Source organism: Desulfomonilia bacterium (assembly GCA_036567785.1).
Lineage (GTDB): Bacteria > Desulfobacterota > Desulfomonilia > UBA1062 > UBA1062 > DATCTV01.
Genome location: DATCTV010000033.1, coordinates 17,100 through 30,935, shown reverse-complemented (window position 1 = coordinate 30,935; position 13,836 = coordinate 17,100). Strand labels below are relative to the sequence as shown.

Here is a 13,836-nt window from a genome sequence, read left to right as displayed (position 1 = left end):
TCAAAGTGCAAGCATCCCAAATCATAACCCTGATCGCTGTAGGGCTTACCATGTTCGGCGTCATCGGCCTTTTATCCTTGCTGGCCCATTACTATACACTTAACGGTATCAAGTCAAAGACCGTGGGTGATGGACAACATGGGACGGCACGTTGGGCATCAAAACAGGAGATCAGAAATACCTATACGGAAGTCCGATTCGAACCGGAACTGTGGCGCAAGGGAGAAAAGCTTCCTGATGCCCAAGGGTTGGTTGCCGGCTGGCGAAGGGCTTCCCTGTTTGACAAGTCGGCGCCCCATGGCTACGCGCTGGTGGATGACGATGACATCCATTGCCTGATGATCGGTGCGGCTGGTGTTGGAAAGACTGCCAATTTCCTCTATCCAAACCTGGAATATACCTGTGCCTGCGGCATGAGCTTTATCACCACAGACACCAAAGGCGACCTTTACCGTAATTATGCCAGCATCGCCAAGGAATACTACGGCTACCATGTAGCCGTCATCGATCTGAGAAACCCCACCCGCTCGGACGGTAATAACCTGCTTCACTTGGTTAACCGATATATGGATTTACACACAGCCAATCCACAAAACCTGGCATATAAGGCTAGAGCTGAGAAATATGCTAAGATTACTGCTAAAACCATCATCAATTCTGGAGGGTTTGATGTGGCCTCTGCAGGCCAGAATGCCTTTTTCTATGATGCTGCCGAAGGGCTGTTGACCTCTGTTATCCTGCTCATTGCAGAATACTGCGAACCGAAGCAGCGACATATTGTGTCCGTGTTCAAGCTGATTCAGGATCTGCTGGCGCCCAGCGGCGTCAAGGGACGCACCCTGTTCCAGCTCCTTCTGGCACACCTGCCGGATGAGCACAAGACGAAATGGTTTGCGGGTGCGGCCCTCAACTCTGCGGAGCAGGCCATGCAGAGTGTCCTTTCCACTGCCCTTTCAAGGCTCAACGCTTTTCTGGACTCCGAGCTTGAGCAGGTGCTGTGCTTTGATACGGCCATCGATGCAGAGAAGTTTTGCACTGAGAAAAGCGCCGTTTTTTTGGTCATGCCGGAGGAAGATAACACGAAGTATTTCATCATCAGCCTGATCGTTCAGCAGCTCTACCGGGAAATCCTATCTGTGGCTGACGAGCATGGCGGCAAGCTGCCGAACCGTGTGATGATGTTTCTTGATGAGATCGGCACCATACCAAAGATCGAATCTGCCGAAATGATGTTCAGCGCCAGTCGTTCCCGCCGTGTGTCCATTGTAGCGATTATACAATCATTCGCTCAGCTGGAGAAAAACTACGGGCGGGAGGGTTCCGCCATCATCATCGATAATTGTCAGGGTACGGTGTTCGGCGGTTTTGCCCCCAACAGTGAATCTGCACAGATATTGTCAAAGGCTCTCGGCAACAAAACAGTTATGAGCGGCTCCGTCAGCCGCGGCAAAAACGATCCCAGCCAATCCCTGCAGATGATCGAGCGGCCGTTGATGACCCCTGACGAATTGAAATCCATGCCCAAGGGGCATTTTATTGTGACAAAGACAGGGGCATATCCGATGAAGACGCGGTTAAAGCTGTTTCTGGAATGGGGTATTGTCTTCGGGAAGCCATACGAAATAGAAGAGCAGTCTGCTAGAAGCGTGGAGTACGCTGACCGATTCACCCTGGAGGAAGAAATAATCCGGCGCCATTCTGCCTGTGAGGAAGTGCCTGAGGAACCAAACGTGCCTGAACCTGCATCAGGCGGCATGCTTCATACACAGGGAACAGCAATTAATCTAGATCCATTTGTTCAAAAACAGGAAAGCATTAGGAGGTGACTCAATGGGGCACTTTACCTCACTTTATTCCTCAGAGCTGCCACACCGCGCAAGAGCTGTCTATATGTATCTTTCTGACCGCTCCAACAAGGACGGCAAATGCTACCCGGCGATTGGTACCATCGCCAGAGAATTGAAGCTGTCCCGCAGTACGGTCAAGCGCGCCATTGCCGACCTTGAAAAAGACGGTCATCTCCGCCGGGAACAGCGATGGCGTGAAAACGGCGGCAAGAGCAGCAACCTGTATTATTTGGATCGGTTGGATTCCAGTTGAGCGGACAAAAAAGGACCTTCCCGCCAAGGGGAAGGTCTGACTATTCAGTGGACTATGGGAGAGTTCATGGTGAACCATGAATGAGAACCTCCCACTCTATGAATATTTAACTACAGAGAAAAGACAAAGAGTATTATAGGAGAATCTTTTACAGAGTTCCATCCGTGAAAGCATGCTTATTGTTGACAAATCAAAAAATAAACCTTATACTAATATTAGTCCAGATATGGACTAATATTGAAAATAAATATTACTAGGAGGTATATAATGGAATGGATTTTTTTAGCAGTCGCTATCGTACTTGAGCTTGCTGGAACAACATTGATGAAAATGTCTGATGGACTTACAAAGCTATTACCAAGTGCAGGGATGTTCATAGCATTTATCCTATGTTTCGGTTCTTTAGCATTAGCATTAAAAAAAATACCGGTTAGTGCAGCATATGCTATATGGTCTGGAGTTGGAATAGTTGCTATAGCGGTGATTGGAGTTTTATTTTTTAAAGAAAATGTCAACGCAATAAAAGTAGTATCTATACTTCTCATTGTAGCAGGGGTTGTAGGCCTGAACTTAGGTGGTGTTGCTCATTAATTAGCCAATAAATATTTGCAGAGTTATTCAATGATTCATGAAGGGATTATTTGTATGAATGAGAAAGATAAAATAATAGAACAAATTAATATTTATTATGAGTTTTGGTTTCGGGTTAATGATGTATATCGTGTTTGGGCGCAGAATCACAACACGAATGAAACAACTGTGTTTGTATTATATGTAATAAACACAAGTACACCTTATTGTACTCAGATCGAAATCGGGAATAAATTACTTTTACCCAAGCAAACGGTTTCATTAGTTCTTTCTGGACTTGAGAAAAAGGGCTTTATTTTTAGGGAATCGAATCCCAAAGACCGTAGAAATAAGATTGTAAAGCTTACAGAAGAAGGAGCGCAATATGCAAACTGCATACTTGAAGAACTCAGATCAATGGAAATAGAAGCCTTTGCCAGTATCCCACAGGAACAACGTATGGCTATATCCGAAACGTTTTCTTTACTCGCTGGCTCCTTAGATAAATCTCTTTTAAAATAATGATATCAGCGGTTAAGATATAAAATTGCCCAAATATGTTTGAATGTCGAAATTTTATTACTGGCGTAAAAGCGCCATATAAAATCATGTTTGGATGCTGTAAATATAGGAAATGACTATGCAACAACATATGTTGTTGCTATAAATTAAAACTGAATTATAGTGTTAAGGGCAAACCTGTCTAAAGACAGGGACGCAAAGCCATAGGGTCTAAGGTGTGTAGAAATACACTATGATAGCCTGGTTGCTTGAGTGATTATTTGTACGAAACCTGCCCGATTATTTCGCGGCAGGTTTATCTTTTTTTAAGAATGGTTGTATTTCGACAGTAGCTATTTATTGTCTAGCAGTGCTTGTATTGTTGCAGTTGCAATCTTCAGTTCCCGATCATCGCACAGATATAATGATCGCACGAGTTGCTCAACCTTGGTATCGACATGCTGATTTTCAGGATAAAAGATTGTATCCGCAGATATGCCCAACTCTCGGATAAGCCGGAACAGGACATCGTAACTTGGCTTCTTGTTCTCGTTTTCAATGGACATCAGATAGCGAGGCGTTATGTTTATGATTTCAGCTAGCTGCTCCCGTGCAAGACCTTTGGCTTTTCGGGCAGTCTTCAGGATAATGCCAAGCCTGTCAAAGTTATTAAGTTTCATTAGTTCACCTCCAATAACAGTCTACAGTTCCTACTTGGATGGTGAAACGATATGACAGAACCATATAAACAGGAATTATTAGCACGTATTAATGTAAAAGACCGTATTTATGCGGCTTAAATAGAAGTCGAAACAGGACAAGGCGAACCCGCCAACAAAAAAAACGTGAGTTTGGCGGGACTTTTTCCATGCCTAAACGCTACCCCTCCAAGCTTACAAGCTTGGAGGGTCTTTTTATGCTTATTCAGTATGCCACAAAAATTCAGCGACCGCTATTGAATAGCGGCCGGGCGTGATGAAGCGGACTTCATTTTATGCCGCATCGTAAACAGTAAACTGCTAAAAAATAGCCTGTTTTGGTCAGAGGGCAAATGCGGCCATCAATTAGAACTGTCAGAACGTATAAGTAGGATATACAAAATCGTAAAATTAGAAAAAGCTCATTTGGATTGTATCCAAGTGGGCTTTTTTTGTCGTAAAAAGGGAAACTGCGTCGGATGCCGTTCCCCTCCACTTGTTCTTCATTTCCGGATTTTAAAAATCACGAAATGGAGGACAAGCCTATGGCTAATTTTAATAAAAAGACGAATTATCGGGAGAAATATCCCGATTTAAGCGATGAAATTATTGAGGTGCTGGAAAAAAGCGACCGAAAGATGGATTACCAGCAATACGACCTGAAGATAGAGAGATACCGGATTGACTACGCCAAAGGAACCGTTACATACCTCCCTAGCCGGGAAGACTCCTTTGATCGGCTTCTGGAGGAAAACAGGCAGTTCGCCGCCGATGCTGAAGGCGTTGAGGACGCCGCTGTGAAGGCCGTGATGATTGAGAAAATGCTGACCTACCTCAAGCTGCTTACACCGGAAGAACAGGAGATAATCGCTGAACTGTTTTTTAACGGCAAAAGTGAGCGTCAGCTGTCAGCAGAATCAGGCATTCCCTATATGACCATCCATGACAGAAAGGTCAAAATTCTTTATAAATTAAAAAAACTTATGGAAAAGTAAAAAATTTTCCGTGCAACCCCCTCACTCAACGTGGAAGTAAGTGAGGGGGTTTTTCTATTCTCCCTTTTGCTCCTTGAAAATTTCATATCCGGCAGCTTAAATACATGATCTGTCCGGCCGTGATGAGCGGCAGCGACATTGACGGGCACGCTAAGACTACCTGCGGATGCGTAAGGCGGCATATATGCCGCCTTAGACATTCGTCGAACCGATGGTATCGAAGGCGACGAGCGGTAAAGCCTGGTCATAAAACAGTCCATGGTGGACTGCTTTGCCATGAAACGGACAGTGATAATGCTACTTCCGCCCAGCCACAGACATCGCAATGGGGGCGGCTCGCAGAGAACCTGGGAGAGGTGAAATTCCTATGAGGCTTGCTGACTACAAGCCGTTTATGCTGTCGCCCTGGCTTCGGGAAGCAGTGCCGAATAGAAGCTATAAAATGAAGAACAAGCAAGATCGTTTGATCTTAGAAACTACGCGGCAGGATTTGAATTTTTTTCGCTCTCGTCCTGCCGCGTCCTTGTGAGATTAAACATTGAAATTAGGAGGTTACATCTATGAATAAAAAATCATTAAATGAATTGTTGGAAAAAGACCTGGTCATCGGTTATGTCTACGGTTACGATGGAGAACGCCAAGTGTTTTATTTCGAGAAGTCCCCGGCAAATACTGCAAATTTCATTATGCTGCACAAGGAGCATGCCGACCATATGATTCTGACAGATCTGGCGGACAGGCTCATTTTGAACACCTTTGGAGAGTTCATCAACTGTTGTCCTGATCAGACGTTCCTGCAGGAAGTACTGAAAGAGCTTCTTCCCCTGCAGATGGGCGAAAAAGAACCGACCGAGATTGTAGCAGCCAGTGAGGAAGAATTTCAAAAGCTTTTGTATGAGGAAGATCAGAGAGTAACAGAAACCGAGTTGCGCATGCTGTAGCTCTGGCACTTTTGACAATTATTATGAATTGGAGGGTTACCTATGAAGGAACAACTACGCGCATGGATTTACTGCCGGATTGACGCACCAGAAGATGAGCACGGCAGTCTGAAAAGCCAGAAAGAAGAACTCTATAATTATGCGGAACAGATGGACTTTATCGTGACCGGAAGCTCTCAGGACACCGGAAGCGGTCTGAAGATGAATCACTCTGGCCTTCTGGAGGCCCTGCAGGCTGCGGAAAATGGAAAAATAGATGTCCTGCTGGTGAAAAGGCTTGATCGGATAAGCCGGGATACTCTGAAAACAATAGAGCTCCTGCAGAATTTAAAGCAGTTAGGTATCACGGTTTATTCTCCTCTGGAAGGAGAAATCCGACTGGAACAGCAGAGACTGAGTCTCTTTCTGCGATAGGAAGGAGGCATTGGCATGTCAAAAACTCAGGAAGCCAATGAAGTACAGTATAAAATTGCCATAAAGCTGTTAAATATCCTGCTTCGAAACGGAATAATCACCACGGATGAATATAAAAAAATTGATAATTTGAACCGTCAAACCTTCACACCTGAACTTTCTCAGGTATATGTGAAATAACACTAGCTTTCCTGAAAATGGTGTGGTAATGTGTGTTGCTAACAGGAGAACCACCAAAAAGAAAGGAGAGAATTCTATGGCAAAGAATGTACAAATTATTAATCCTGTTAAGCAGCAGGTCATCAGACAATTACAGCCTAAAAAGCTGGTTTGTGCCTATTGCAGAGTCAGTACTGATTCCCGCGAGCAGCATAATTCCTTCTCTGTACAGATGGAATATTACAAAACCTTCATCGAGAAACAGGAAGATTGGGAGTTTGTCGGAATTTATGCCGATGAAGCGCGAAGCGGAACAAAGCTGCAGAAGAGAGATGACTTTCTACGGATGATGAAGGACTGTGAGGACGGGCGGATCGACATGATCATTACTAAATCCGTTACCCGCTTCGCAAGAAACACCGTGGACAGCATACAAGCGATCCGTAGGCTGAAGGAGCTTGGAATTGCCGTCTATTTTGAAAAGGAGCACATAAACAGCCTGTCGGAAAAAAGTGAGCAGATGCTGTCCATTTTAAGCTCCATCGCGCAGGGAGAAGCGGAGAACACCTCCACCAACAACAAATGGGCGGCAGTAAAACGCTTTCAGGATGGGACGTTCATTTTAAGCTGTCCTGCTTATGGCTACACTAAGGATGAGAAGGGTGAGTTGGTCATTCAGGAGGAAGAAGCAACTATAGTACGCCGGATTTTCCGGGACTATTTAAACGGGAAAGGTACCTATGTGATTGCAAAGGAACTGACGGACGAACACTTCCCTACCATCCGTACCGCTGAAAAGTGGAATGACAGTGTAATCAAGGAAATTCTGCATAATCCTATTTATTCCGGTAATCTGCTGTTACAGAAAACTTATACGACCGAGGTACTTCCCTTTAAGCGGAAGCACAACAGAGGGCAGATGCCTCGGTATTTTATTGAGGACAATCACGAACCGATCATATCGCCCGAACAGGCAGAGGCAGTCAAGGAAATCATGGAATATCGCAGAAAACAGCATGGTCTTGATTCTAAAAAGTGCCAGAGCCGCTATGGCTTCAGCGGAAAGATCCTTTGCGGCGAGTGCGGCAGTACCTTCCGTCGGCAGAAAATCTACATCGACCAGCCCTATGAGAAAATACAATGGTGCTGCCACCAGCATATCGAGGATAAAACAAAATGTAGTCAGAAGGCTGTACGCGAGGATGTTCTCCAGCAGGTGTTCATCCTTATGTGGAATAAGCTGATCAGCAACTATGAAGAAATCCTTCTCCCTCTGCTGGATGTCCTGAAAAAGCTTCGGATGGATGAGCAGCAGGAACAGGAAATTGAGGACTGTAATAACAAGATAATGGAATTGACAGAGCAGGGACATATCCTGAGCCGATTGATATCGAAGGGGTACATGGACCCTGCTGTTTTTATAGGGCGCCAGAATACCCTTACGCTTGAGCTTGCGGCGGCTAAAAAGAAAAGGAACCAGCTGCTGGACAGCAACGGCTTTGAGCAGGAAATCACCGGAACGGAGCTTCTTTTGGGGATTATCAAAAATTACCCTGGCATCATTGAGAAATACAACGAAGAACTGTTTTCACAGGCTGTCGAGAATGTGATCATACAAAGTGACCGGATTACCTTCCGGCTGATTAACAAGCTGGAGCTGACAGAGGTTACCGGAAAGGAGAATGATTGATATGGCACAGAGACATATGCCCATCGGCTATAAGCTGGTGGATGGTAAAATTCAGATAGATGATCCCAAAGCTGATGCAGTAAAAAGGATATTTCGGGATTATGCAACAGGTGCTTCCCTGCTGGTCATTGCAAAGGAGCTGTCAGCAGAAGGTTTTCTGAATGCTAACAATCAGCCATACTGGTACCACGGAACGGTAAGTAGGATTCTGGATAATGTGAAATATCAGGGCGATGAGTTTTATCCGCAGTTAATCGACAAAGAACTGTTCAGCATGGTACAGAAACGTCGAAATGAGCAATGTGAAAAGCTGGGACGAAATCTGCAGTATAACAGCATGAGCCGACAGTCCGTTTTTTCAGGTATCCTGCGATGCGGTGAATGCGGTGATGTTTATCGGAAATATGTGGAGCATGGTGACAGACCGACAAAACGGACCTTCTGGAAATGCAAGAGATATATCGATAAAAATAAGGTTTGCTGCTGTAATAGCTTTCTTACGGATGAACAAATAGGATCGGCTTTCCAGTTAGCAGCCAATCGAATTCTGGCAAGAAAGCAATGCCTTGATCGAACCTCAAAAAAAGAACCAGTCGTGAATGATTTTGAATTTGTAAAACTGGACAAGAAAATAAAAGAGCTGGAGGCAGAAGGACGGTATTCGTCCAATGAGCTTCCGGCTCTTATTTTTGAAAGGGCAAAAGCCTTTTATAGGACGGCTCAGATAGATGACCGTGAGTACAACACTGAAAAAATGAAGCAGTCATTTTTAAACAGGAATACCTTATCCCAATTTGATGCTGAGTTGTTTCGCACGGTTATTCGTCAGGTCATAGTTCATGATGGCAAACTGACCTTTGAATTTATCAACAGTCTCTCCATGAAGGTTGAGATTCCCCATTAAAGAACAAAAAGAAAGGATGCGATTTTATGCAGACAGCGACTGCAAAAAAGAAAAACATATCGTTTATACCTTCTCAACCGGAATACGACCGGAGTGTTAAGGTTCAGTACAAGGCTCTGCGGGTAGCTGCATACTGCCGCGTCAGCACAACACTGGAACAGCAGGAAGGCAGCTATGAAGCCCAGATATCCTATTACACCGAAAAAATCAAAAGCAATCCAAACTGGAAGCTGGTCGGTATCTATGCCGACGATGGTAAGTCCGCGACCAACACCAAAAAGCGTGATGATTTTAACGCCATGATCGGGGACTGCATGGCAGGAAAAATCGACATGGTCATCACCAAATCCGTCAGCCGGTTTGCCAGAAATACGGTAGACAGCCTACAAAATATCCGAAAGCTCAAGGAAAGGAATATCCCCATTTTCTTCGAAAAGGAAGGCATAAACACCATGGAGAGCGGCGGAGAGCTGTTGATTACCATCTTAAGCAGCCAGGCACAGGAGGAAAGCCGGAACCTGAGTGAAAACACCCGATGGGGACTGGTCAGACGCTTTGAAAACGGAATCATCTCGGTGAACCATAACAAGTTTATGGGCTACACCAAGGATGAAAACGGTGAGCTGATCATCGTGCCGGAGGAAGCCGAAATCGTCAGGCGAATTTTCCGGCTCTTCCTTGAAGGAAGCAGCTATGTCCAGATTGCCAAGATTTTGGAGAGTGAAGGTATATTCACAGTAACCGGCAAGACAGACTGGCACCCCAGTGTGATTGACCATATGCTGAGCAACGAAAAATATATGGGTGATGCTCTTCTGCAAAAGACCTATACGGTGGACTTCCTCACCAAAAAGCGGGTAAAGAATCAGGGCATTGTCCCGCAGTATTACGTACAGGATAATCATGAAGCCATTATTCCAAAAGAGCTTTATTACCGGGTGCAGGAGGAAAAGGCCAGAAGGGCGAGCTTATGCAAATCCGCGGCAACCAGGAGGGCGAAGAAAGAGCAGAGTAAGTACAGCTCCAAGTACGCTCTTTCCGACATCATGATCTGCAGGGAATGCGGACAGCCCTACCGCAGACAGGTTTGGTCGAAGAATGGTCAGAAAAGTGCCGTATGGAGATGCGAAAACCGCCTGAAGAATGGAACCAAGCACTGCCAGCACTCCCCTACTCTCAAAGAGGAAATTCTAAATGAAGCGGTCATGACTGCCATCAACAGTGTCGTCGAAAATAGGGGCGATTTTGTAGGTGCTTTCCGAGAAAATGTGATTCAGGTCATCGGAAGTTACTCCACAAAAAAAGTGCCCACTGAGCATGATGAACAGATCGCAAAACTTCAAGGGGATATGCTGGCGCTGATTGAAGAAAATGCTAAAAAGGGTTCGGTTACCGATGATTTTGACGAGCAGTATCAGAAAATTGCTGAGCAGATCAAAGAGCTTAAGCAAAAGAAGCTGGATATTATAAAGGAACAAAAGCAGGCTGCGAATTTTCAGCAGAGGGTCAACGACATGGATACATGCCTGAAAAAAGCATCCTGTGAGGTGAGGGACTTTGACAATGATCTGGTACGGCGGCTGCTACAGAGTATCAAGGTTATAAGTGAAGATACGATTGAAATACAGTTCAAATCCGGCATCGTGATGAAACAGAGAGTTTCTTATTATGAGTGAGATATAGGCAGGAACAGTTATAGCATTACTGTTCCTGCTAAAAAAGCTGTTAAGACTAAAATCCTCAGTTTAATACTGAGGGTTTTAGTGTTGGTAGCTTAAGATTATAAATAGAAATTTAATAAAATTTGGTAAATTTGAGCGTTTCTTGTTGAAATAAATATCCCAAAGTTATACAATTGCAATAACAATGTTGTTCATATTGTTATTGTCTTTATGGGGGTTAATAAATGCCAAATGTTAATGAACTGTTAGAAACTGCAATATATGAAATATCTAGCGTCAATCCTGGCGAAATCTTTTTGCTAAGAGATCTATTCAAGGGTTATGAATGGAATAGAATATCAAGAAGTGATCGGCTATTGCTAGGTACATTATTCCTAAATTACATCAATTCAATAAATAATGTGGTGACCCCAATAGAAAAGACTTCTTCTGGTCAGCAAAGATACATGAAATAAGATAATTATTAATTACACAAAAGAACCCGTTAGCAGTAACAAGTTGATATCACATATTTTTATATTAGTTAGGAGGGTCTATATTGGGGAAAGTAGAATCAACAGATACATATTTAATGGCACGTATTGCGATTACAGATAACATGGATAACGCATATTTACTGGAAGTTGGTGGTTTGTGTCCTTTATGTGGTAAATACATGCTAGCCGCAAAGGGAAAGCGTATGAATAAACAGTATCAGATTGCACATATCTATCCTAACAGCCCTACCCCTAATGAAGTGCTGGAACTTAAAGGACTTGAAAGACTTGGCGCTAACTGTGAAGAGTTTGAAAATAAAATCGCATTATGCAAGGATTGCCATGGGTATTATGATGATCATAAAACTAAAGATGAGTATTTGAATTTACTCACGATCAAGAAGGGGTTGCTGAGTGCGTCTAAAACTAAAATAGTAACTTCTCACCAGGATTTGGAGCAAGAAATAATTATTGTTATTAATGCACTTTCCAAAATTGATCAAAATACTTTGGAAGAAATGAAACTGGATTACCAAGCATTGAAGATTTCAAATAAAATTGAAAATACATATGCGATTTTAAAAGTCAAGATTGAGACGTATGTCTGCATTTATTTCAATTTTATAAAAGAAACATTTCAAAATTTGGATCAAGCTGGACAATTAAACTTTAATTTAGTTGCATCAGAAATAAAGACAAGCTTTTTAAAATGCGAAAAAGAAATGATTAGTAAGAGTGAAATATTTGATTCCTTGGTAAAGTGGTTAAAGTCCAAATCAATAGGCTCATCAAATGAAGCTTGCGAAGCAGTAATTTCGTATTTTGTGCAGAGTTGTGAGGTGTTCCATGAAATTACCAAATAAACTATTTAGTTATAGAGAAAGCATAATTAGTAAATTCCCAATAATATTAAATGCGTTAGAGCAAGAAAAGCATTTAACTATTTATGAACTATATATAAATGTAATTAACAAATTCGAGGATATTGCAGAATTTTTAGAGGCAGTAGAATGTTTATATGCATTAGGAAAAATAGAATATAGTTATGAGATGAGGAGAGTTTACTATGCTATTTGAAATTATTTGTGAGCAATTTAAACAGAAAAGAATTGAATTTCGTGCCAATTTAAATACTGTCTTAGGTGATGATATAGGAAGCAATTCTATAGGAAAGTCTACATTTCTTATGATTATAGATTTTGTGTTTGGCGGAAAAGATTATATATTAAAATCTACAGATATTCAAAGAAATGTAGGACAGCATATAATTAAATTCTGTTTCATTTTTGACAATGAGAGATATTATTTCTTAAGAAATACTGATGATTTAGAGAATGTAAGTAAATGTGATAATAAATATAATATTATCTCCAATATGTCACTTACAGATTACTGTAATTTTTTAAAGGTCAAGTATGACATAACACTTTCTGATATTAGCTTTAGAGATATTGTTGGTAGGTTTGCCAGAATATATGGAAAGGACAATCTTAATGAAAAACGTCCATTAGACATTGTTCATAATGAATCTGCCGGAGCACCAATTAATGCTTTACTAAAATTGTTTGATATGTACAATGTAATTTCTGAGTTGGAATTATTAGTAAAGCAAAAAGAATCTGAACTAAGTGCCTTAAAAAATGCGCAAAAATACAAGTTTGTTGCATCTATTGGAAAACGACAATATAATGCGAATTTGAAAGAGATAGATGCAATAAGTAAAGAAAAAGAAAGAATTTCTCAAGATTTGGATAACGGCCTATTGGATCTGGATTCAGTTAAAGCTGATGAGGTAATGAAATTAAAGCAGCGTTTATCACTTGCTAAAAGGCAAAGAAGTAGATATTATTCGCAACTTACAATTATAGATAATAATATCAAAGAAACGGCCAACTTAAAGTCAGAACAATTTGATGATTTATTAAGTTTTTTTCCTAATGCAAACATAAAAGGCATTTCGGAAGTAGAAAAGTTCCATCAAGAAATTAGAACTGTTTTAAAGTCTGAATTAAAGGATAAGAAAGATGAACTAAACAGGCTTATTTCCATTTCTCAAGCTGAAGTAGATGGAATCGAAAAGAATATAAAAGAAATTATTCAGATACCTAATCTGTCAAAGGCAATATTAGCAAAATACTCAAATTTACAAAAAAGAATGGAAACGCTAGAGAATGAAAATAATGCATTCCTAAAATTGGATAGCCTCACGACTTCCAGAGATGATGCAAAACTAAGAAGAGATAATATGAAGCTAGAACAACTGCACCAACTTCAGAATACGATTAACACTAAAATGTTGACAATAAATGACTACATATATTCTGGGAAAAAGAAACCACCAATTATTTCTTTTGATAAAAATCAATATACCTTTGAAACTATTGATGATACCGGTACAGGTACCTCTTACAAGAGCATGGTAGTATATGATTTAAGCGTTTTGGAGATGACAGCATTGCCTATCTTAATTCATGATTCTGTTGTACTAAAGCAGATATCCGATGAAGCTATAGAAAAAATACTGTTTAAATATAAGGATGCTGGTAAACAGATTTTTATTTCATTTGATAAAAAATCAGCTTATAGTTTGGAAAGTCAAAAAATATTGAAAGAGACAAAAGTATTAGAACTATCTGCAAATGGCAATGAACTATTTGGAAGGTCATGGAGTAGCAAATAAAGCTTGAATGGTACTCAGTATTATAT

Annotated in this window: 16 protein-coding genes and 1 riboswitch; of the genes, 15 read left to right on the top strand and 1 reads right to left on the bottom strand. The window is 41.6% G+C overall.

Going from position 1 to position 13,836, the window contains the following annotated elements; all coding sequences use genetic code 11:
- Positions 1-5: 5 nt before the first annotated feature.
- The 4 genes from VIS94_07990 to VIS94_07975 all read left to right on the top strand — a co-directional run bounded on the left by VIS94_07990 (position 6) and on the right by VIS94_07975 (position 3,192).
- On the top strand, positions 6-1,826 hold the full coding sequence (locus tag VIS94_07990) for a type IV secretory system conjugative DNA transfer family protein (GenBank protein ID HEY9161009.1): 1,821 nt from the start codon (positions 6-8) through the stop codon (positions 1,824-1,826).
- Positions 1,827-1,830: 4 nt separating this feature from the next.
- Complete coding sequence (locus VIS94_07985) at positions 1,831-2,100, top strand: helix-turn-helix domain-containing protein (GenBank protein HEY9161008.1); 270 nt, start codon at positions 1,831-1,833, stop codon at positions 2,098-2,100.
- Between the two features lie 267 nt (positions 2,101-2,367).
- On the top strand, positions 2,368-2,691 hold the full coding sequence (gene emrE / locus VIS94_07980; protein ID HEY9161007.1) for a quaternary ammonium compound efflux SMR transporter EmrE: 324 nt from the start codon (positions 2,368-2,370) through the stop codon (positions 2,689-2,691).
- 54 nt (positions 2,692-2,745) lie between these two features.
- Positions 2,746-3,192 (top strand): MarR family transcriptional regulator, encoded by a 447-nt coding sequence (locus tag VIS94_07975; GenBank protein ID HEY9161006.1) that lies wholly within the window; start codon positions 2,746-2,748, stop codon positions 3,190-3,192.
- Between the two features lie 160 nt (positions 3,193-3,352).
- Positions 3,353-3,444: riboswitch (cyclic di-GMP riboswitch) on the top strand.
- Between the two features lie 80 nt (positions 3,445-3,524).
- Here VIS94_07975 and VIS94_07970 read toward each other — a convergent pair.
- Positions 3,525-3,851: a helix-turn-helix transcriptional regulator gene (locus VIS94_07970; GenBank protein ID HEY9161005.1), complete on the bottom strand. Its 327-nt coding sequence runs from the start codon at positions 3,849-3,851 to the stop codon at positions 3,525-3,527.
- 563 nt (positions 3,852-4,414) lie between these two features.
- On the opposite strand from VIS94_07970, the gene VIS94_07965 reads away from it, so the two are divergent.
- The 11 genes from VIS94_07965 (at position 4,415) to VIS94_07915 (ending at position 13,810) form a co-directional block, all read left to right on the top strand.
- Entirely contained in the window at positions 4,415-4,864 is a 450-nt protein-coding gene (locus tag VIS94_07965) for a sigma-70 family RNA polymerase sigma factor (protein ID HEY9161004.1), read from the top strand.
- Between the two features lie 560 nt (positions 4,865-5,424).
- Positions 5,425-5,805 (top strand): resolvase, encoded by a 381-nt coding sequence (locus tag VIS94_07960; GenBank protein HEY9161003.1) that lies wholly within the window; start codon positions 5,425-5,427, stop codon positions 5,803-5,805.
- Positions 5,806-5,847: 42 nt separating this feature from the next.
- Entirely contained in the window at positions 5,848-6,219 is a 372-nt protein-coding gene (locus VIS94_07955; protein HEY9161002.1) for a recombinase family protein, read from the top strand.
- Between the two features lie 15 nt (positions 6,220-6,234).
- Complete coding sequence (locus VIS94_07950) at positions 6,235-6,399, top strand: SHOCT domain-containing protein (GenBank protein ID HEY9161001.1); 165 nt, start codon at positions 6,235-6,237, stop codon at positions 6,397-6,399.
- A 76-nt stretch (positions 6,400-6,475) separates the two neighbouring features.
- Positions 6,476-8,068 carry a recombinase family protein gene (locus tag VIS94_07945; protein ID HEY9161000.1) on the top strand — a complete coding sequence of 531 codons (1,593 nt, stop codon included), beginning with the start codon at positions 6,476-6,478 and terminating at the stop codon, positions 8,066-8,068.
- 1 nt (position 8,069) lies between these two features.
- Complete coding sequence (locus VIS94_07940) at positions 8,070-8,972, top strand: recombinase family protein (protein ID HEY9160999.1); 903 nt, start codon at positions 8,070-8,072, stop codon at positions 8,970-8,972.
- 26 nt (positions 8,973-8,998) lie between these two features.
- Entirely contained in the window at positions 8,999-10,648 is a 1,650-nt protein-coding gene (locus VIS94_07935) for a recombinase family protein (protein HEY9160998.1), read from the top strand.
- A gap of 230 nt (positions 10,649-10,878) precedes the next feature.
- Positions 10,879-11,109: a single-stranded DNA-binding protein gene (locus VIS94_07930; GenBank protein ID HEY9160997.1), complete on the top strand. Its 231-nt coding sequence runs from the start codon at positions 10,879-10,881 to the stop codon at positions 11,107-11,109.
- Between the two features lie 83 nt (positions 11,110-11,192).
- Entirely contained in the window at positions 11,193-11,993 is an 801-nt protein-coding gene (locus VIS94_07925) for an ABC-three component system protein (protein HEY9160996.1), read from the top strand.
- Entirely contained in the window at positions 11,977-12,207 is a 231-nt protein-coding gene (locus VIS94_07920) for an ABC-three component system middle component 7 (protein ID HEY9160995.1), read from the top strand. Before VIS94_07925 ends, VIS94_07920 begins: the two co-directional genes overlap by 17 nt.
- Positions 12,197-13,810, top strand: a complete 1,614-nt coding sequence (locus VIS94_07915; GenBank protein ID HEY9160994.1) for a DUF2326 domain-containing protein — start codon at positions 12,197-12,199, stop codon at positions 13,808-13,810. The genes VIS94_07920 and VIS94_07915 overlap by 11 nt, the downstream gene beginning before the upstream one ends.
- Positions 13,811-13,836 lie beyond the last annotated feature (26 nt).